The sequence below is a fragment of the Ferribacterium limneticum genome, from assembly GCF_020510585.1.
In the GTDB taxonomy this organism is placed as follows: Bacteria; Pseudomonadota; Gammaproteobacteria; order Burkholderiales; family Rhodocyclaceae; genus Azonexus.
The window spans coordinates 3,723,778-3,743,015 of sequence record NZ_CP075190.1 but is presented as its reverse complement, the minus strand read 5'-3'; the positions used below and the strand labels follow the sequence as shown (position 1 = coordinate 3,743,015).

Here is a 19,238-nt window from a genome sequence, read left to right as displayed (position 1 = left end):
TCTCAGGCAGACAGCTTGGAAATGTCGGCGACCTTGTTCATCGCCACATGGAGCTTGGCGAGCAGGCCGAGACGGTTGGCGCGCAGGGCCGGATCGTCGGCATTGACCATGACGCCGTCGAAGAAGGCATCGACCGGAGCGCGCAGCGCGGCCAGCGCCTGCAGCGATTCGGCGTAGTCGCCGGTGACGAAGGCGGCATCGGCCTGCGGCACGACATCGACGAGCGCGTCGTGCAGTGCGATTTCCGGCGCTTCCTTGAGCAGGGCGTTATCAACCGTTGGCTCGACCGGGTTTTCGACCTTCTTGAGGATGTTGCTGACCCGCTTGTTGGCAGCGGCCAGTGCGGCGGCTTCCGGCAGCGCGGCAAAGGCGCGGACGGCGGCCAGGCGTTTCGGGATATCGCCGAGGCGTTGCGGCCGCTGGCTGACCACGGCATCGACTTCCTGCGCCGTGTAACCCTGCTCGCGCAGGCTGCCGGCGAGGCGGTCGTAGATGAAGTCGGCCAGCTCGCTGTCGGCGCTCTTGAAGCCTTCGACGGCGGCAAAAGCGCTGCATGCCACGGTCAACAGGGAATTCAGCGGTAAATCCAGATTGCCTTCGGCCAGCATGCGAATGGTGCCCAGCGCATGGCGACGCAGCGCGAACGGGTCGCGGTCGCCGGTCGGGATCTGGCCGATGCCGAACATGCCGACCAGCGTTTCCAGCTTGTCGGCCAGCGCGACGACCGTGCCGACCAGGCCGCGGGGCAGGGAATCGCCGGCAAAGCGCGGTTTGTAGTGATCCTCGATGGCGTCGGCGACATCCGCCGCGAGGCCGTCATGCAGCGCGTAGTAGCGGCCCATGATGCCCTGCAGTTCGGGGAACTCACCGACCATGTCGGTCAGCAGGTCAGCCTTGGCCAGCACGGCAGCCTGTTCGGCGTGGTGCGTCAATTCGCCGCCGCCAAGATGCTCGCCGATGGCGCGGGCAATCGCGGCAACGCGCTGGACGCGCTCGCCCTGGGTGCCCAACTTATTGTGATAAACCACCTTGGACAGGCCGATGACGCGGCTTTCCAGAGACTTCTTGCGATCCTGGTCGAAGAAGAACTTGGCATCCGCTAACCGTGGACGCACGACGCGCTCGTTGCCGCCGATCACGGCCGAAGCGTCTTCCGGGCTGATGTTGCTGACAACGAGGAACTTGTTGGTCAGCTTGCCGGCGGCGTCGAGCAGCGGGAAGTATTTCTGGTTGGCCTTCATCGTGAGAATCAGGCATTCCTGCGGTACGGCGAGGAATTCTTCTTCGAACTGGCCGATCAGTACGTTCGGGCGTTCGACCAGTGCGGTGACTTCATCGAGCAGGGCGTCGTCGTCAATCGGCTTGCCACCGGCCCTGGCGGCAGCGGCGGCGAGCTGGCGGGCGATTTCGGCGCGGCGCTCGGCGAAGGAGGCGATGACGGCGCCGTCGGTCGCCAGCTTCGTGGCGTATTCGTCGGCGTTAGCGAAGACGACGGGATCGACGACGGCTTCAAAACGGTGACCATGCGTTTCGCGTCCCGAGTTCAGGCCGAGAATGGCCAGCGGCACGACGTCGCTGCCGTGCAGGGCAACGAGGCCATGGGCCGGGCGGACGAAATTGACGCTGGTCCAGCCGTCCTGCAGCTGGTAGGTCATGACCTTGGGGATGGGCAGGGCGGCGAGGGCGGCTTCGAGTGCCTTTTGCAGGCCTTCGGACAGGGTCGCGCCCTTGGCCAGGCTTTCATAGAACAGCACGTCAGCCTTGCCATCGTTTTCGCGGCGCAGATTCGGCACGCAGGAAGCGTCGGCGCCGAGGGCGGCGAGTTTCTTGAGCAGGGCCGGTGTGGCGTTGCCGGCAGCATCGAGGCCAACGGCGACCGGCATGAGCTTCTGGACCACCGGCTTGTCGGCGGCGACGGCGGCGACTTCGGTAACGTGGGCGGCCAGGCGGCGCGGCGAGGCGTAGGCGGTGACGGCTGCGGTCGACGCGGCCAAACCGGTATTTTTCAGCGAGGCGGCCAGGGTCTGGGCAAACACTTCGCCCAGCTTCTTGAGCGCCTTGGGCGGCAGTTCTTCAACAAACAGTTCAACGAGCAGATTTTTCGACGACATATCAGGCAGCTTTCTTTGCGTTCTGTTCTTCCAGCTTGGCCAGCACTTCGGCGGCCCATTCCTTTGGCGCCATCGGGAAGCCGAGGCGGGCGCGGGAGTCGAGGTAGGCCTGGGCCACGGCGCGGGCCAGATTGCGGATGCGGCCGATGTAGGCGGCGCGCTCGGTGACCGAGATGGCGCCGCGGGCGTCGAGCAGGTTGAAGGTGTGGGCGGCCTTGAGGACTTGCTCGTAGGCCGGGAGAGCGAGCTGATTGCCCATCAGGTGCACGGCGGTTTCTTCGTGCTTGCCGAAGGCGTGGAACAGGAAGTCGACGTTGCTGTGCTCGAAGTTGTAGGCCGACTGCTCGACTTCGTTCTGGTGATAGACGTCGCCGTAGGTCAGGCCTTCTGTCCACGTCAGGTCGAAAACGTTTTCGACGCCTTGCAGGTACATGGCCAGGCGTTCGATGCCGTAGGTGATTTCGCCGGTGATCGGCTTGCAGTCGATGCCGCCGACCTGCTGGAAGTAGGTGAATTGGGTCACTTCCATGCCGTTCATCCAGACTTCCCAACCGAGGCCCCAGGCGCCGAGCGTCGGGTTTTCCCAGTCGTCTTCGACGAAACGCACGTCGTTTTTCTTGAGGTCGAAACCGAGGGCTTCGAGCGAGCCGAGGTAGAGCTCGAGGATGTTGTCCGGTGCCGGCTTGAGGACGACCTGGAACTGGTAGTAATGCTGCATGCGGTTCGGGTTCTCGCCGTAGCGACCATCCTTGGGGCGGCGCGACGGTTGTACGTAGGCGGCTTTCCATGGCTCGGGGCCGATGGCGCGCAGGAAGGTGGCGGTGTGGCTGGTGCCGGCGCCGACTTCCATGTCGTAGGGTTGGAGCAGGGCGCAGCCCTTGTCGCTCCAGTATTGCTGCAGGCGCAGGATGATTTCCTGGAATGTGGGCTTTTTGGTGGAAGCGTTGCTGGTGGTCATGGGACGCACTTGGAAAGACGGAAAGCCGTGATTTTACTAGCTTTTGCCGGACTTGGTCAGGCTATGCCAGCCAGCTTGCAAAATAGTGAACGTCGTATAATAATTTACGTCGTATCGAGTTATGGGGCGACAAATGAGCGACGAAAACAACGAACCCGGGCGCCGCGAGCGCAAGTTGCAGCAGCAGCGGGATCATCTGGCCGATACGGCCTGGGAGCTGTTCGAGACCGAAGGCTACGACAGCGTGACGATGGAGCGCATTGCGGCCGTGGCCGATGTGGCGAAAGGCACGCTGTACAAGCATTTTCCGGTCAAGGAGGCGCTCCTGCGTCACTGTTTTCACCGGGAATTGCGCGAAGGCGAGGCTGAAGGGCGGCGCGTGTTGTTGCAATTGGCGCCGGGGCGGCCGCGGTTGCAAAAATTCCTACAGGTCAGCGCCGCATGGTCCGAGCCGCGTCGTCGCTATCTGCTGCCCTACCTGATGTTCCGCCTCGGCGAACCGGGGCGGCGCGACGGTCGGGGCGAGCGCAGCGGCATGGAGCAGATCTTCACCTGGTTGCTGGCCGATGGTCAGGCCGCTGGCTGTTTCCGGACGGATGTCGCGGCGCCGGCGCTGGCCGTCTATCTGGAGTTCCTCTACGTCGCCGCGATGTTGCGCTGGTTGACCGGCGCCGCCGCTTCGCTGACGGCCGAGATGGACACGATGCTCGACGTCTTCCTCGGGGGCGTGGAGGTCCGTCCATGAGCCCGGCGCCGTGGCTGGTCGATGGCGATGCATTGCTCGCCAAGCAGTCGCCGGCAACGGTTGGCGGCAAGGCCTGGCAGCTCGCCCGCCTGCGTTGCTTCGGCCTGCCGGTGCCGGAGTTTGTGGTGATTCCGGCGGCGCACAGCCTTCGTCGTCATGAGGCCGCGCCGCCCGGCGAATTGCTGGCGGCGCTGGTCGCAGAAATCGCCCGCCGTGGCTGGCAAGGGCGGCCGCTCGCCGTGCGTTCGTCGGCGGTGGGCGAGGATGGCGGCAAGGCGTCGTTCGCCGGCATCTATCGTTCCTGTCTCAATGTGCTCGGCGAGGCGCAGTTGGTGACGGCCATCGAGGCCGTCTGGGCCTCGCTCGACACGCCGACGGCGGCGGCTTACCGGCAGAAACAGGGGCTCACCGACGAGGCCGCGATGGCCGTCGTCATCATGCCGATGATCGCCGCGCAGGCGGCCGGCATTGCCTTTACCTGCGATCCGGCGAATGGCCGTTTCGACCGACTGGTCGTCCATGCCCATTGGGGCCTGGGTGAATCGCTGGTCGGCGGTCAGGCAGCGGGCGATGAATATGTGTTTGCCGAGAACGCGGCCGGCCAGTGGTATCTGCTGGAGCATCGCGTCGGCAGCAAGGCAACGATGAGCATCGCGGCCAGCGAGGGCGGTACGCAGCCAGTGCCGGTCGATGCGGCGCGCGCTGCGGCCCCGGTGTTCGAGCGGGCGACGGCCGAGCGCCTGGCCAACCTGCTCTACGACGCGGCAGTCGCCCTCGATTTCGTGGCGCCCTTCTACGATCTCGAATGGGCCTGGGATGGCGAGCGTTTCTGGGTCGTCCAGGCGCGGCCGGTGACGGCGCGGCCGTACCGGACCTACGACGCCTTGCGCGGCCAGCCGGTGATCTGGACGCGCGGCAATACCTGTGAGGTCATGCCCGACCCGCTGACGCCGTGCGACTGGGCCTTTTCGCGCTGGGGCGTGAACAGCCTGCTCGAACAGGGCTGGCGGCTGGGTGGCTACCAGCTGCTGCCGGGCGTGCAGCGCGCGGGGCTGTTTCATGGTCGTCTTTATCTCGAAGCCTCGATCCTGCAGTGGGAGGCGTGGGACGCCATGGGGCTGGCACCGGCTCAACTTAATTCGTTGATGGGCGGCCACCAGCCTGAAATTACCGTGGCGGCAGCAACCTGGCGCGACAAGCTGGCGCGGGCCGGGCGCATGCTGCGCTATCTGGCGTTGGCACCGGGCCGGCGCAAACGCGGCCTGGCAGCAATCGAACGCGTGCATGCCGCGGCTCGGCAGGTGCGCCTGGCGCCGCTGCCCGAGGACGTGGCGAGCCTGCGCGAGATGCTCATGGCGCAGGCGTTGGCGGGGGGCGACGAGACCGACCTGCATTTTTTGCAGGGTTCGGGCGGCGGCAACCTGTCGCTGCTCGTGCCGATGATCGACAAGGTCTTCCCCGGCGAGGGCGAGGCGCTGGTGGCGGCCCTGATGGCGGGCGGCGAGCCGAGCGTGACGGCGCAGCAGGGCTACGACCTGCTCGAACTGGCACGTCTGGCGAAAGAAGGCGAATCCCACGGTCAACCGGAAAAAACGGCCAAATTTGAAATGGCTTTTGCGGCTTTTCTCGATACCTACGGCCACCGCGGCCATTACGAAACCTATTACCGCAGCCCGCGTCTGCGCGACCAGCCGGACCTGTTGCGCGCCCAGATCGCCGCGCTGGCCGATGTGGACGCGGCGGCCATGCGCCGCCGGCAGGAGGCGGCCGCGGCTCAGGCCTGGCAGCGCATCGCCACCCGCCTGCCGTGGTGGCGCCAGCTGTTGCTGCGCAAGATGGTCAAGGATGCCCGGATGGAGTGCAATCAGCGCGAGGCAGCGCGCAGTGCACTGATCGCCAGCCTCGACGCGGCGCGCAGCGTGATGCTCGCCGCTGCCCGGCTGGCCGTGGCGCAAGGCGTGCTGGAACGCGAGGAGGATTGCTTCATGCTCATGCCGAGCGAAGCTTTCCGGGCCATGGTCGATGACATCCCGGCGGCCGGCGTGCTGGCCCGCGTGGCCGAGCGCAAGGCGCAGTTTGCAGCCTGGGAGGCCGAGTCGGCGCCCGAATATTTCACGGTCGAAGCGGCCGGGCAGGTCCGGGCGGCCAGCACAACGCCGGCGACCGGGCGCCGCGATACGGCCAGCTGGCGCGGCGTGGCGACCGGCACCGGCGTCGCCCGTGGTCGGGTCCGGGTACTGCGCCATCCGGCCGAGGGGGCGCGCCTGCAGGCCGGCGAAATCCTCGTTGCGCCGTCGACCGATCCGGGCTGGACGCCGCTCTTTCTCAAAGCCGCCGGGCTGGTGGTTGAAACCGGCGGCTACCTGTCGCATGGCGCCATCGTCGCCCGCGAATTCGCCTTGCCGGCGGTGGTCAATCTGCCCGGCATCCTGGGCGAACTGCACGACGGCGACGAGATCGAGGTGGATGGCCTGCGTGGCGAAGTGCGCCGCTGTGCGCCGTGAATGGCGGGAACAAATGGGCGTTTGGGCAATCCGATAGCCATCGTTCATTAAAAGGAATGGCCTCATGACGCAAGCCGTTACCACCCTGGCCGGTGGTTGTTTCTGGTGCCTCGAAGCGGCGTTCGAGCAACTCGACGGCGTCTTGTCGGTGCTGCCCGGCTACATGGGCGGGCATGATCCGCGGCCGAGCTACGAGGCGGTATGCCGCGGTGACACCGGCCACGCCGAGGTCGTCCAGATCGTCTTCGATCCGGCCAAAATCGACTTCGAGACGCTGCTCACGGCCTTCTTTACGATCCACGATCCGACCACCCTGAACCGCCAGGGCCACGACGCCGGCACGCAATACCGTTCGGCCATCTTCTTCCACGATGCCGGCCAGCAGGCCGTCGCCGAAGCCATGATCGCCCGCCTCAACAGCGATGGCATCTGGGACTCGCCGATCGTCACCGAGGTGACACCGGCCTCGACTTTCTTCGTTGCTGAGGAATATCACCACCAGTATTTCCGGCGCAATCCTTACCAGGGTTATTGCGTCGCTGTGGTGGCGCCCAAGGCGCTCAAATTGCGCAAAGTTTTTGCGGAGCGGATCAAGGCCGGCTAGGCGATTGGAGGTCGATTCCACGGTCAACCGGAAAAAACGGCCAAAATTGAAATGTCGTATTTCGGCCTGTTTTTGACTGGCCGCCGAGGCAGCGTTTCAAGCGCTTTTGTTGCGGCGATGCAACACTGAATCTCCTGTGTTCCGGGTTATGGATTGACAATAACTATATAAATCAATACACTGGAATCAATGCTGCGGTGCAGCATCGGTTTCCGTGGCAATCCTGTAGTCTGGCTGCGGTCTCCAGCGTCCCCTTTCCCGGGGCCTGGCCGGTGTCGTACCCCCTGTAACCGTTCGCTGTCGAAGATGCTTTTTGACAGTGGCAACAGTGAAGGAGGTCGCATGTTTACCTCAACAGTTTTCCCCTCATCGATGTTGCGGCTCTCTGCCGTCGCGTCTTCAATGTTTCAGAAGTTCCTGATGCTGGCCGGCGTATTTTTTGTACTTGTCCTGGTCGGTGTCCAAAGTGGCAATCCCACCATGCTCGGCGGCTTGAAGTTCCTGCTGCCGGCCAGTGAAGAAGTGGCGCTGGACGAGGAGATTGTGGTCGAGGATATCGACCCTGCTACCGAGACCCTCAGTGCCCAAATGCGCGGTGCCATGGACTACGTCTCCCGGCGCTATCGCGTGGCGCCGGATGCGCTGGAGCCCATTTTCGCCACGGCCCAGTCGGCCGGTCGGCAATTGCATCTCGATCCGCTGCTCATCATTGCCGTCATCGGTATCGAGTCGCGCTTCAACCCGTTCTCCGAAAGCGTCGTCGGCGCCAAGGGGCTGATGCAGGTCATGCCGCGTTTCCATCAGGACAAGTTGCCGGAAGACGCCGATCAGGCCGCCTTCCTCAACCCGGTGATCAATGTTCAGGTCGGCGCCAAAGTGCTCAAGGAATCGATCCGTCGCAACGGCGGGCTGGAAAACGGCCTGCAGCAATTTGCCGGTGCAATCGGCGATCCGGAGCGGCGCTACGCCACCAAGGTGCTGGCCGAAAAGCTGCGTCTCGAACAGGCCGTCCAGAAGTTCAGGACGACCTGATCCCGAGTTAGTCCGGCGGGTTGATGAAGTCCATCAACTCGCGGACGAAGCGCTCGCGCTGCCACTGGTGCGGCGAGTGGTCGGTTCCCTCGTAGATGCGTAGCACGGCGTTCGGGATGTTGTCGGCGACGTACTGCGCCGTCGATGCATGGTAGAAATTGCTCTCGCCACCGTAGACGAGCAGGGTCGGCAGCGGGATTTTGGCCAGCACGTCGCGATAATCGGCGGCGGTCAGGCTCAGCCAGCAGTTGATCAGCGGTTCCGGATTCTGGGCCTGCAGCGCAGCGCGTGAGCGTTGCCAGCCCGAAGCGTTCTGCAGGTATTTCTCCTCGGCCCGCTTGTTGAGGCCGTGCGCCGTCAGTTTGAGCACGCCCTCGGCAAAATCGTCACGTAGCCACGAAACCAGCTCGTCGTTACGGTCAACGCCGAAATCCCCGTAAATTCCATGTGCCCAGTCGTCGGCTGTCAGCAGCTTGGGCGACTGGTCGATCAGGCACAGCTTGCCGAGGCCGTGCGTGCCGTGGTCGCGCAGGTATTGCCAGAGCGTCAGGGCACCCATCGAATGGCCGACGGCGGTGGCCTCGTGCAGGCCGTAATGGTCGATCAGGTTCCGGAGATCACGCGCCATGCGCTCGACGGTCGCCGAGCCGGCATGAGCCAGCGTATGGCCGCCGTGGCCGCGCGCATCCCAGCGATAAACGCGGTGCTGCGCATTGAGCTCGGCCATGAAAGGGAACCATTCCTGGCTGCTTGACGTCCAGCCATGGAGCAGGATCAGCGGCGAACCTTCACCGGAAATCCTGACATGAATCTTCTCGCCATCGTCGGCCACGAAATGCGTCATCGGCTTACTCTTTGAAATCGTCAGGCCGCCAGTATAATCGCCGCCATCAATACGGAGGAGTATGGAAATGTTTAACTGGAAACCTTGGTTGATTTTGCGTAAACAGCGATACGACAGAGGAAACAAGCTAATAATTTCCGGTTAATGGCCTTGGCTGAGTGGTCCTGTGTAAACAATGCGAGATTGCATCGCATAAACAGCCAACTTATTTACACTATTCTGATTGCTCCGTAGGCACCGTAGTTGCAACTTTCGGCTAATATCGGACTGTCAGGATGGACTAGGTCAATGACTGGGGCGGGGCCGTCAGTTGTCGCTGTGCTGCGTGACGCGAGCACAATCGTTCTTTTAGTGGACAGCGGACCGCCGTCCACTTAGCGCCTCGGTTTCAACGGCGCCTGGAGTCCAACCAGCTCCCTATTCTTCTGGAAAGCCCGATGGAGACATGGCTGACTATCCCTTTGCGCCAAGCATTGGCTACTTGAAAAACAGTCACGGTTATCGAAAAACGTTAACGTTTAGTGCTTATGTGAGCAATTTATCGAAAAACATTAACCAGCTCCGTCTCCCTACGTTGGTTTTCTACACCTTTGTCGGTGTCGGCAACCGGCCAGAAGCGGAAACTCAATGGGGTGGCAATAATTGTCCGCTTTCCTATCTCAACCGGACGAATTGGCGGCGGGAGAACTGCTCAGTCGTTTTTGACAAGAATGGCTTTAACCGGGTCAATTGGACCAACGTCGTGCCAGTGCTCACTTTTCTTTTCTAGTGGCGGTAGGTCTTGGCAACCATGATTGCATTCAACTACCCAGCGCCTCATCAAGACATTTCGACAAAACCTGAAACTAATCGCTTTATGGTCACAGCCAATGGCCTCCGCAAGCATTTTGCAGGCGCAACGGCTTCCATGACGCGTGGTGTCGAAATCTAGCATTCGAAATAATTAGCGGCTCCGAAGAGCCGCCTGTTCCGAAGCATGTATTACTTCATATCTCGCGGATGGTAGTGCTTGGTCTTGTCATTAGCGGGATTCTTCTTGGCCGTGGCAGGTGGTTTCATATCCTGAGGCATCCCAGTTTTTTCTTGGACATGGGAATGCGGCTTCGCAGCTTGAGCGGGAGCAGCTTTTTCGACCTTAACTTCGGTGGCCGGAACAGCCTTTTCTTCGGCGTAAGCACTTGCCGAAAGCGCAGTAATAGTAGCCAGAATAGAAGCGGAAAGCAGGGCTTGCAGTTTCATGGTCATACTCCTCAAAGGTTGAACAAGTTTGTCTTGTTTAGACGAATCCAGTGTGCGCCATTGAAACCGTCAGACAAGTGACGATTGGATTACTTTTTTGTCAGGTTACCTTTTGGCCACCAACCCGAGACATGCTCCATATATTGCCTGTATCGCTCACCAAACTCGGCAAGAGCACTCTGCTCTTCTTGATGAGCCAAGCGTACATAGGTCACGACAAGAATCGGGAACAACAAGACGGTGATGATGGTTGGCCACTGCAACAGGAAACCAAACATGACCAGGATAAACGCTGCATATTGAGGATGCCTGATTCGTCCGTAAGGTCCTGAGCACGCAAGTTCTCCGCTGCGTTGGGCGTTATACAGGACCGGCCAGGCCTTGGAGAGCAGCCAGAATCCACCCAGAATGAATACATTCGAAAGGATGTGGAATGGCCCGAAGTGCGGATTAACCTTCCAGCCAAACAACATCTCAGGCAGGTGGCCGGCATCATGGGACAACCAGTTGATGCCTGGAAATTGTTCGGTCAGCCAGCCTGACAACAAGTAGATGGTCAGCGGAAAGCCATACATCTCGGTGAACAAGGCCACGACAAACGCCGAGAACAACCCGAGTGTTCGCCAGTCTCGCCTGGACTGTGGTTTGAAGAAACTGGCTGCGAAGAGGATGAAGAACAGCGAGTTGATGATGGCCAGTGACCACAGGCCATAGTCGCTTGTATCAGTCGTCATTTCTTGTCTCCTCCATCGTGACCTTGGTGCCCATGACCGTGGTGCATGAAGATGTGCATCAACGGGCAGGCCAACAGAAGCAGGTATGGAAGCGCACCCAGAAAATGAGCCTGGTGCTCAGTCAGCAGGTAAAAGAGCGCAATAGCGGCGAATACCCACCAGGCAATGTTTGAGCGCTTTGCGTGATGTTTCTCGGGCGCTTCGTTATGGATTTCAATGTTGTTCATGATGCATCCTCTTGGACTTACCGAACTCGAATGGGTGGCCTGCTGCAACATGGGGATGGCTGGCTTGCCAGATTCTCAAGCTCGTTATGCTCAACAAAACTCCACAGGCTGCGGCTCAATCCATGCAGCCAGCCCTTGAGTGGCAGCCCGGCATCTTTCATTGCTGTTTCGAGCTGATTCAGGCTGACCAGCCGCAAGTCGTAGTCGATGTCTGCATAGCCGTCACCGATGAGAACGCTGTTCACGCCACGGACTTCGCTAAGACGAATTCCTGCCACCTCGCGGATAGCCTCCGGAACCGAGGCAACCCTCAGCCTGTGATGCGTGGGTATCGGATGTCGCTCATCAATCCGCCGAGGTGCACTGAAGAACACCGGTGCCTCGGAGAAGCGCTCTTGGCAGTGCCCAGAGCAAAAGTGGTACGTGATATTTCGATAGGTCTGTTGATGGTTTGCCATCGAGGTGTCCAGCTTTGTCAGGCAGACCGGGTCAATGCTTTGCGGGTTATGGAGGTTCATCTCAACTACCTCTTGTGGCTCGGGAGTGCTTTGCCCTTCCGGGCGGTTGCGGCGCTCCTCCCCTTAGTTTCAAGTCTGCGCTATCTATACTGTCGGAGAGATGACTTCGAGATTACAAGTTGGTCAGCATTCCCATGCTTCTCACCCAGTTTCTATACAAATCAGAAATTCAGGCCCGAGTCATATTTGACCTCCCTCTGCCCCACTGGTAAAACCAGCCCACCCTCCCGCCCAAACCTATGTCATGAAACAACTCCTGCAACCGACCGCCGAATCCTATAAAGCTGACCCTGAGTCGGTTTACAACACTTGGTTTATCAGCAATGAAGAGCGCCTCAAGGCCTTTCGGAGCATTCGTCGCGGTGTCGCCACGGTGGTCGATGACATAAAGCACGGGCGCTTTCCCAACGACTTCAAAGGCTCTTCCCTGGAGTTTGTCCTCGGGTGTATTTCGGAACAAAAGCAGGTGTTCGAAGGGGCAGCCCATCCGTTTTACTGGAAGCCCAAGCTTCGGATTCCCGACATCTACGAGAACGAGGCCAACAAGCAGGCATTTGGCGAATTCCTTTACGCATGCCTGGAGAGTACGGATGTCCGTGCCCTAGAAAAAGAGGTGCTCAAGCTCTCTGCCAAAGGCATCAAAGGACTGGGGCCATCGGTCGGCAATATCCTCTATTTCCTGCATCCCACGTTGTTCCCACCCTTCAATACCGCGATGCTGAACGGCTTCAACGCCTTGTTCCAGACCAAGAAGAAACTGGGCTCCTGGGAGAGCTATCTCGAGATGCGGGAGACCATTATCGAAGCCAATGCGGCCATCGGCATTCTTTCGAAGGACCTCGGTGCTTTCAGCGGGATGCTGTTTGAAATTGGTGTGGGTCGCCTGGGATGCAATGGCGCTGACTCCCTCAATGCCGAACACGAGAAGGTCGAGCAGGTCAGGCTCAAACGTCACACCCAAGTGCAGCAGGATTTGGCAGAGGAACGGCTGCACACCAAGGTCCAGCACCAACTGTGCGAACTCGGGCGAGCGCTTGGGTACGACACACTGGTCGCCCGAAACGACCGCAGTGCCGTGTATCAAGGCAGCCCCCTTGGCTATCGTTGCCTCGACAAACTACCTAATCTTGGGTTGCCCTCAGATGTGCACTCAACGGCCGAACTGATTGATGTCCTATGGCTCCACAAGGGCGAGGCGAAGATTGCCTGTGCGTTTGAAGTTGAGAAAAGCACGTCCATCTATTCCGGAATTCTCCGGCTGACCGACATGGCCCTCTCTCTTCCCGGGAAGGAGGACCACCTCTACCTAGTAGCCCCGTCAAAACGTGAGAAGGAAATCATCGACCAACTCAAGCGCCCCATGTTCCAGCGGCCAGATGAGTTCTCCATCGGCTACATCCTGTTCGAGGAATTGGATAAGCACTTCGAGTCCCTTTGCAAACTCGGTGACGACCATCAGATTCTCAACAAGGTGGCCTGTCGCTGTGCTGCCTGACCCCAATATCAAGTACGACTCAGGCGCTGCGCAATCTCAATGAGTTGCCGACGACGCTGACTGACGACAGGCTCATCGCAGCCGCGGCAATCATCGGTGACAGGACCAGGCCGAAGAATGGGTACAGGAGGCCAGCCGCGATAGGAATGCCAAGGGCGTTGTAGGCGAACGCAAACCAAAGGTTCTGTCGCATGTTGCGTACCGTGGCTCTGGATAGGGCTTGGGCCCGGGCAATGCCGCGCAAGTCCCCTTTGACCAGGGTGACCTGGGCACTGTTCATGGCGACATCGGTCCCCGTCCCCATGGCAACACCGACATCGGCACGCGCTAGGGCTGGCGCATCATTGATACCATCACCGGCCATGGCGACTACCCGCCCTTCAGATTGGAGTCGCTCGACGAGTGCCAACTTGTCGGCCGGCTTCACTTCGCCATGGACCTCGTCGATGCCAAGTCGCTGCCCTACAGCCTTGGCAGTCAGCTCCCCATCGCCCGTAGCCATCACCACCCGGATGCCCGCATCTTTAAGCATTTTGAGCGCTTCGGGTGTGCTTGCCTTAATCGGGTCGGAGACGGCCAATAAGCCCACTAGCAAGCCATCGGCTGCCAGATACATGACGCTGGCACCTGTGCGCCTCAGTTCTTCTGCTTGAGCAACAAGGGGGCTCAGGTCGATGTCCTCCTGAACCATGAGGGTCGAATTCCCCAGGGACAGTCGCCGGCCGCCAACTTGTCCGTGCACGCCGATACCGCTTGAGGATTCGAAACTCTCCGCCTTCTCGAGGGGCAGGCTTTTCTCCTTGGCGGCGCGGACAATGGCCTCAGCCAAAGGATGCTCACTGCCCTGGTCCAGACTTGCCGCCAAACGCAGGACTTCATCTGGTGTGACACCACTGACGGGAATGACCTGTTCGAATGCAGGGTGGCCTTCGGTCAGCGTTCCAGTCTTGTCGACGATGATGGTATCGATTTCCCGCATGCGCTCGATGGCCGCCGCATCCCGGAAGAGAATGCCCTGGGTGGCGGCCTTGCCGGTGGCCACCATGATGGCCATCGGCGTTGCCAGCCCGAGGGCGCAGGGGCAAGCAATGATGAGTACCGACACGGCGCTGATAATGCCAAAGAGCCAGCCGCGCTCACCACCGAAGAATCCCCAACCGAAGAAGCTCAAGAGCGCGATTGCAACCACGGCCACAACAAAGTAGCCGGCCACGACATCCGCCAGGCGCTGCATCGGTGCCTTCGAACGCTGCGCCTGGGCCACCATCTGAATGATTTGGGCCAGCACGGTGTGCGAACCCACGCTCTCGGACCGAATAATCAGACTGCCGGAGCCATTCAGGGTTGCGCCAATCACCTTGTCCTGAGCTTCCTTGCTTACCGGGATTGGCTCCCCAGTCAGCATCGACTCGTCGATTGTGCTTCGGCCCTCGACTACCGAGCCATCGACTGGAACCTTTTCCCCCGGCCTGACACGCAGCAGGTCGCCGACATGGACATGGTTCAACGGCACATCCTCTTCCGAACCGTCGGCATTGATGCGCCTGGCCGTTTTGGGGGCCAGGCCGAGCAAAGACTTGATGGCGGCAGAGGTTTGCGAGCGAGCACTAAGCTCCAGCATTTGCCCCAGGAGAGTCAGCGAGATAATGACCGCTGCCGCCTCGAAATAGACGCCGATACGCCCGTGCGACTCAAAGGAGGCGGGAAAAAGTCCGGGAGCCACGGCGGCTACAAGGCTGTAGAGAAACGCCGCGCCAGTGCCGATGCTGATGAGCGTCCACATGTTGGGGCTACGGGTGACGATGGACTTCCAGCCACGGACAAAGAATGGTGCCCCCGCCCAGAGAACCACGGGGGCACTGAGTACCAGTTCAAGCCAAGTCCGGTTTGCAGCAGAGAGGCTCTCAAAGTAATGACCCGCCATCGCCAGCACTGTCACAACCACACTCAAAGGCAGGCTTCCCCAGAAGCGGCGTCGGAAATCCAGATATTCCGAGTTGTCCTCGCTGGCATCAAGGTCGGGAACAATCGGTTCCAGGGCCATGCCACATTTTGGGCAATCGCCAGGCCCAAACTGGCGCACCTCCGGGTGCATCGGGCAGGTGTATTCCCGTTGCTGCTCTTCTTCGGATGCTGGTTGGGGCTCAGCTTTCGGAGCCAGATAGTGCGCCGGGTCTGCTTCAAATTTTGCCTTGCACTTGGCACTGCAAAACCGATGGGTAACCCCCTCCAGGAGGACTTCATGGGGGGATTCGGGCTTGACCGTCATCCCGCATACTGGGTCAATGAACATGGTCATCATCCTTCACGTTGTTGCGTGTAGCTACACCGATTGTGGCTGGCCGCATTTGAGTGCAACCATTTCCCTCAAAACTTTTTCGTCGGCCAAAAAGAGGTCCACGGCCACCGGGTCAAATTGGCTTCCAGACATCCTCAAAATTTCGTCTTTCGCCTCCTCGAACTCAAGACCACGGCGATAGGAACGGTCAGACGTCATGGCATCCAGGGTGTCAATCACTGCAAATAGCCTGGACCCCACAGGAATTTCTTCGCCCTTCAGTCCATGTGGATACCCTGTGCCATCAAATCGTTCTTCATGGCTTCGAACTATTGCGGCAGCGCTTTCGAGGCCGGGCAACTGGCTGACGATTGAGTAACCCAATTCAACATGGGTACGCATGGTCAGCCACTCCTCATTCGTCAACGCGTCCGTCTTCAGAAGAATCTGCTCGGGAATGCCTATTTTTCCAATGTCGTGAAGCAAGGCGCCCCAGTAGATTTGGCGAAGCTCTTCGGCATCCGTGATGATTCGTCGCGCCAGAACCAGCGTGTGGCAGGCGCTTCGCCGGGAGTGCAGCCCAGTCTCCAGTTCTCGCATGTCCAATGTGCGGACAAGGGCCTCAACGAACCCGGAGTACAGCCCGGCCAAGTCGAGCGTCGGCTTCTGACCGACACACCGGTCCAGCAGGCAGCCCTCGCAGCAATGGCAGTGGTCCTCCTTAAGGTACAGTCTCTCCTTATCGCTACTTCCGCAATGGGCGCAGGTTGGAGAGGCTGTACCAAAGGTAGTCATGACTCGCTCTTCAAGATTCCAACTTTTTGGTGAGTCGCCACTGCTTAACCAGGGCGTAGATAGCCGGAATAACCGCCAAGGTCAGAACCGTGGAAGAAATCATCCCGCCGACCATCGGGGCTGCAATCCGGCTCATGACTTCAGACCCCGTTCCGGTACCCCACATGATGGGGAGCAGGCCTGCCATGATGGCCACCACGGTCATCATCTTGGGGCGAACCCGTTCTACGGCCCCTTCCATGATGGCTTCGTAGAGGTCGCCCACACTGGGTTCCTTTCCTTCAGCTTGGCGTTTGGCCTTGAGTGCTTCCCAGGCATGGTCGAGGTAAATCAGCATGACGACCCCCGTCTCGGCAGCGACGCCGGCCAGGGCAATGAAGCCCACCGCGACGGCGACTGAGAGGTTGTAGCCCAGCAGCCACATCAGCCAAACACCACCCACTAGGGCGAACGGTACGGATAGCATGACGATGATGGTCTCGGTCATGCGCCGGAAGTTGAGATAGAGCAGCAGGAAGATGATGAGCAGCGTGACCGGCACAACAATCTTCATCTTCTCGATGGCACGTTCCATCGACTCGAACTGACCACTCCAGGTCGCGTAGTAGCCCGGCGGGAATTTGACCTTCGAAGCAACCGCCTTTTTGGCGTCAGCCACGTAGCCGCCGATGTCACGTTCCCGGATGTCCACAAAGATGTAGGCGGAGAGCAGCGCATTTTCAGTCCGGATGCCCGGCGTCCCCTTGGCCACTTCAATCTTCGCCAACTGCCCCAGCGGAATCATTGCACCATCCATGGTCGGCACCAGTACCTGCTGGGCAATCTGTTGCGGGTCTGAGCGAAGTTCGCGGGGGTAACGCACGGTCACCCCAAAACGCTCGCGTCCCTCGACGGTCGTGGTCACCATCTCGCCGCCCAACGCCTGCCCAATGACCTCCTGGACGTCGCCAACCGCCAGGCCGTAGCGGGCCAGCTGGGTACGGTCCGGTTCGATGTTCAGGTAGTAGCCCCCGGTAATCCGTTCGGCAAACGCTGACGTGGTTCCCGGCACTTCCTTCACGACAGTCTCGATTTCCCGGGCCAGGCGCTCCATCTCGGTAAGGTCCTTGCCGAACACCTTGATACCGATGGGGGTCCGGATGCCGGTGGAGAGCATGTCAATGCGAGCCTTGATAGGCATCGTCCAGGCGTTCGATACCCCCGGGAACTGCAATGCCTTGTCCATCTCGGCAATGAGCTTGTCGGTGGTCAATCCCGGGCGCCATTCGGACTCCGGCTTGAGGTTGATGACGGTCTCGAACATCTCGGTCGGTGCCGGGTCGGTAGCCGTATTGGCACGGCCCGCCTTGCCATACACCGAGGCGACTTCCGGGAAACTCTTGATGATTTTGTTCTGCGTTTGCAGCAGTTCGGCGGCCTTGGTAATCGACATCCCGGGCAGAGAAGCCGGCATGTAGAACAAGGTGCCTTCGTTCAAGGTGGGCATGAACTCCGAGCCCAGCTTGCTGGCCGGATAGATGGAAACCACGAGCGCAACGATGGCGGCCACGATGGTGGTCTTCTTCCACCGCATGACCCAGGCGATGATGGGCCGGTAGACCCAAATGAGGAAACGATTCACCGGATTTTTGGCCTCGGGCATGATTTTGCCGCGAATGAACAGCATCATCAGGACAGGCACCAGCGTGACGGAAAGCAGTGCTGCGCCGGCCATCGAGAAGGTCTTGGTGTAGGCCAGCGGCGAGAACAGTCGGCCCTCCTGGTCTTCCAGAGTGAATACCGGCAGGAATGAAACGGTGATGATGAGGAGCGAGAAGAACAGCGCCGGACCGACTTCCCTGCAGGCGGTAATCATGGCTTCGGCCCGGTCGGCGTGCGTGTGGTTCTCAGGCAGACGCTCGATATGCTTGTGGGCGTTCTCAATCATCACAATGGCTGCATCAATCATCGCGCCGATGGCGATGGCGATGCCGCCTAAGCTCATCAGGTTCGAGTTCATGCCGAGAAGGCGCATGGCGATAAAGGAAATCAGAACTCCAACCGGCAGCATGAGGATGGCCACCAGTGCACTTCGCAGGTGGAGGAGGAATACGACGCAGACCAGGGCCACGATGATGCTTTCCTCAACCAGCGTGCGCTTCAGGGTGTCGATGGCCCGGTGAATCAACTCGGAGCGGTCATAGACCGACTCGATGGTCACCCCTTCGGGGAGGCCAGCCGAGATTTCGCCGATTTTCTCCTTGAGGTTGTGGATGACCTCCAGTGCGTTCTGGCCATAGCGGGCCATGGCGATGCCCGAGACCACTTCGCCTTCACCATTGAGTTCGGTCAGGCCACGGCGTTCGTCGGGTGCCAGTTCAACGCGGGCGATGTCCCGTATAAGGACTGGTGTGCCCTTTTCTGCCTTGACGACGAGGTTTTCGATGTCGCCTATTCCGCGCAAGTAGCCCTTGCCACGGACCATGTACTCGGTTTCGGCCATTTCGATAACACGGCCACCGACGTCCCGGTTCGAGTCACGAATGACCTGCGAGACCTTGGCGAGCGGAATGCCGTAGGAACGAAGCTTCACGGGGTCGACGGTGACCTGGTAGGTCTGGACGAAGCCGCCGATGGAGGCAACTTCGGCGACACCATGGGCTTTGGTCAGTTGATAACGCACATACCAGTCTTGCAGGGTGCGCAGTTCGGCCAGCGACTTGTCCTTGGCCAGGACGACGTATTGATAGACCCAGCCCACACCCGTCGCATCCGGTCCTATCTGCGGCGTAACGCCTTTGGGCATACGTCCGGCGGCGAAATTGAGGTATTCCAGAACCCGCGAACGCGCCCAGTAGATGTCCGTGCCGTCCTCAAAAATGATGTAGACGAAGGACGCACCGAAGAACGAGAAGCCGCGGACCACCTTGGATTTGGGCACCGACAACATTGAGGTCGTCAACGGATAGGTTACCTGGTCTTCGACGACCTGGGGGGCCTGGCCGGGGTACTCGGTATAGACGATGACCTGGACGTCGGACAGGTCGGGAAGTGCATCGAGCGGCGTTCGCATGACCGCCACGACGCCGGCCACAATGATGAACAACGTGGCTAGCAAGACCAGGAAGCGGTTACGTCCTGACCATTCAATGATTTTGGCCAACATCTCGCAGTT

Annotated in this window: 16 protein-coding genes; 6 read left to right on the top strand and 10 right to left on the bottom strand. The window is 60.1% G+C overall.

Annotated elements, in window-relative coordinates:
* Positions 1–2: 2 nt before the first annotated feature.
* Together glyS and glyQ are read right to left on the bottom strand one after the other, a co-directional pair.
* Positions 3–2,111: a glycine--tRNA ligase subunit beta gene (gene glyS, locus KI613_RS17875; RefSeq protein WP_226401912.1), complete on the bottom strand. Its 2,109-nt coding sequence runs from the start codon at positions 2,109–2,111 to the stop codon at positions 3–5.
* A 1-nt stretch (position 2,112) separates the two neighbouring features.
* Positions 2,113–3,069, bottom strand: a complete 957-nt coding sequence (gene glyQ / locus KI613_RS17870) for a glycine--tRNA ligase subunit alpha (RefSeq protein ID WP_226401910.1) — start codon at positions 3,067–3,069, stop codon at positions 2,113–2,115.
* 133 nt (positions 3,070–3,202) lie between these two features.
* Between glyQ and KI613_RS17865 the strand changes: the two genes are divergently transcribed.
* The 4 genes from KI613_RS17865 to KI613_RS17850 all read left to right on the top strand — a co-directional run bounded on the left by KI613_RS17865 (position 3,203) and on the right by KI613_RS17850 (position 7,954).
* On the top strand, positions 3,203–3,814 hold the full coding sequence (locus KI613_RS17865; RefSeq protein ID WP_226401908.1) for a TetR/AcrR family transcriptional regulator: 612 nt from the start codon (positions 3,203–3,205) through the stop codon (positions 3,812–3,814).
* A complete protein-coding gene (locus tag KI613_RS17860; RefSeq protein WP_226401906.1) occupies positions 3,811–6,318 on the top strand; it encodes a PEP/pyruvate-binding domain-containing protein in 2,508 nt (835 codons plus the stop codon). The genes KI613_RS17865 and KI613_RS17860 overlap by 4 nt, the downstream gene beginning before the upstream one ends.
* A 64-nt stretch (positions 6,319–6,382) precedes the next feature.
* Complete coding sequence (gene msrA, locus KI613_RS17855) at positions 6,383–6,922, top strand: peptide-methionine (S)-S-oxide reductase MsrA (RefSeq protein ID WP_226401904.1); 540 nt, start codon at positions 6,383–6,385, stop codon at positions 6,920–6,922.
* A 402-nt stretch (positions 6,923–7,324) separates the two neighbouring features.
* A complete protein-coding gene (locus KI613_RS17850; protein ID WP_226401902.1) occupies positions 7,325–7,954 on the top strand; it encodes a transglycosylase SLT domain-containing protein in 630 nt (209 codons plus the stop codon).
* A gap of 7 nt (positions 7,955–7,961) precedes the next feature.
* Here KI613_RS17850 and KI613_RS17845 read toward each other — a convergent pair whose 3' ends face one another.
* Positions 7,962–8,798 carry an alpha/beta fold hydrolase gene (locus KI613_RS17845; protein ID WP_226401900.1) on the bottom strand — a complete coding sequence of 279 codons (837 nt, stop codon included), beginning with the start codon at positions 8,796–8,798 and terminating at the stop codon, positions 7,962–7,964.
* 445 nt (positions 8,799–9,243) lie between these two features.
* Here KI613_RS17845 and KI613_RS17840 point away from each other — a divergent pair, with 445 nt between their 5' ends.
* Complete coding sequence (locus tag KI613_RS17840) at positions 9,244–9,567, top strand: hypothetical protein (protein WP_226401898.1); 324 nt, start codon at positions 9,244–9,246, stop codon at positions 9,565–9,567.
* Positions 9,568–9,779: 212 nt separating this feature from the next.
* On the opposite strand, the gene KI613_RS17835 is transcribed toward KI613_RS17840, so the two are convergent.
* The 4 genes from KI613_RS17835 to KI613_RS17820 all read right to left on the bottom strand — a co-directional run bounded on the left by KI613_RS17835 (position 9,780) and on the right by KI613_RS17820 (position 11,516).
* A complete protein-coding gene (locus KI613_RS17835) occupies positions 9,780–10,037 on the bottom strand; it encodes a hypothetical protein (protein WP_226401896.1) in 258 nt (85 codons plus the stop codon).
* Between the two features lie 89 nt (positions 10,038–10,126).
* Positions 10,127–10,771, bottom strand: a complete 645-nt coding sequence (locus KI613_RS17830) for a methyltransferase family protein (RefSeq protein ID WP_226401894.1) — start codon at positions 10,769–10,771, stop codon at positions 10,127–10,129.
* A complete protein-coding gene (locus KI613_RS17825; RefSeq protein WP_226401892.1) occupies positions 10,768–10,998 on the bottom strand; it encodes a DUF2933 domain-containing protein in 231 nt (76 codons plus the stop codon). Before KI613_RS17825 ends, KI613_RS17830 begins: the two co-directional genes overlap by 4 nt.
* A gap of 17 nt (positions 10,999–11,015) precedes the next feature.
* On the bottom strand, positions 11,016–11,516 hold the full coding sequence (locus tag KI613_RS17820) for a YHS domain-containing protein (RefSeq protein WP_226401890.1): 501 nt from the start codon (positions 11,514–11,516) through the stop codon (positions 11,016–11,018).
* Positions 11,517–11,760: 244 nt separating this feature from the next.
* Here KI613_RS17820 and KI613_RS17815 point away from each other — a divergent pair, with 244 nt between their 5' ends.
* The gene (locus tag KI613_RS17815) at positions 11,761–13,011 is read left to right on the top strand and encodes a hypothetical protein (protein WP_226401888.1); all 1,251 of its coding nucleotides are present in this window, start codon (positions 11,761–11,763) and stop codon (positions 13,009–13,011) included.
* Between the two features lie 19 nt (positions 13,012–13,030).
* Here the strand turns inward: KI613_RS17815 and KI613_RS17810 are convergent, their stop codons facing one another.
* From KI613_RS17810 to KI613_RS17800, 3 genes are read right to left on the bottom strand one after another with little or no spacing between them, the layout of a single operon-like run.
* Positions 13,031–15,304, bottom strand: coding sequence for a heavy metal translocating P-type ATPase (locus KI613_RS17810; RefSeq protein WP_226401886.1), 2,274 nt, complete (start codon positions 15,302–15,304; stop codon positions 13,031–13,033).
* A gap of 30 nt (positions 15,305–15,334) precedes the next feature.
* The gene (locus tag KI613_RS17805) at positions 15,335–16,084 is read right to left on the bottom strand and encodes an HD-GYP domain-containing protein (protein WP_226401885.1); all 750 of its coding nucleotides are present in this window, start codon (positions 16,082–16,084) and stop codon (positions 15,335–15,337) included.
* Positions 16,085–16,094: 10 nt separating this feature from the next.
* Positions 16,095–19,229, bottom strand: a complete 3,135-nt coding sequence (locus tag KI613_RS17800) for an efflux RND transporter permease subunit (protein WP_226401883.1) — start codon at positions 19,227–19,229, stop codon at positions 16,095–16,097.
* Positions 19,230–19,238: the final 9 nt, after the last annotated feature.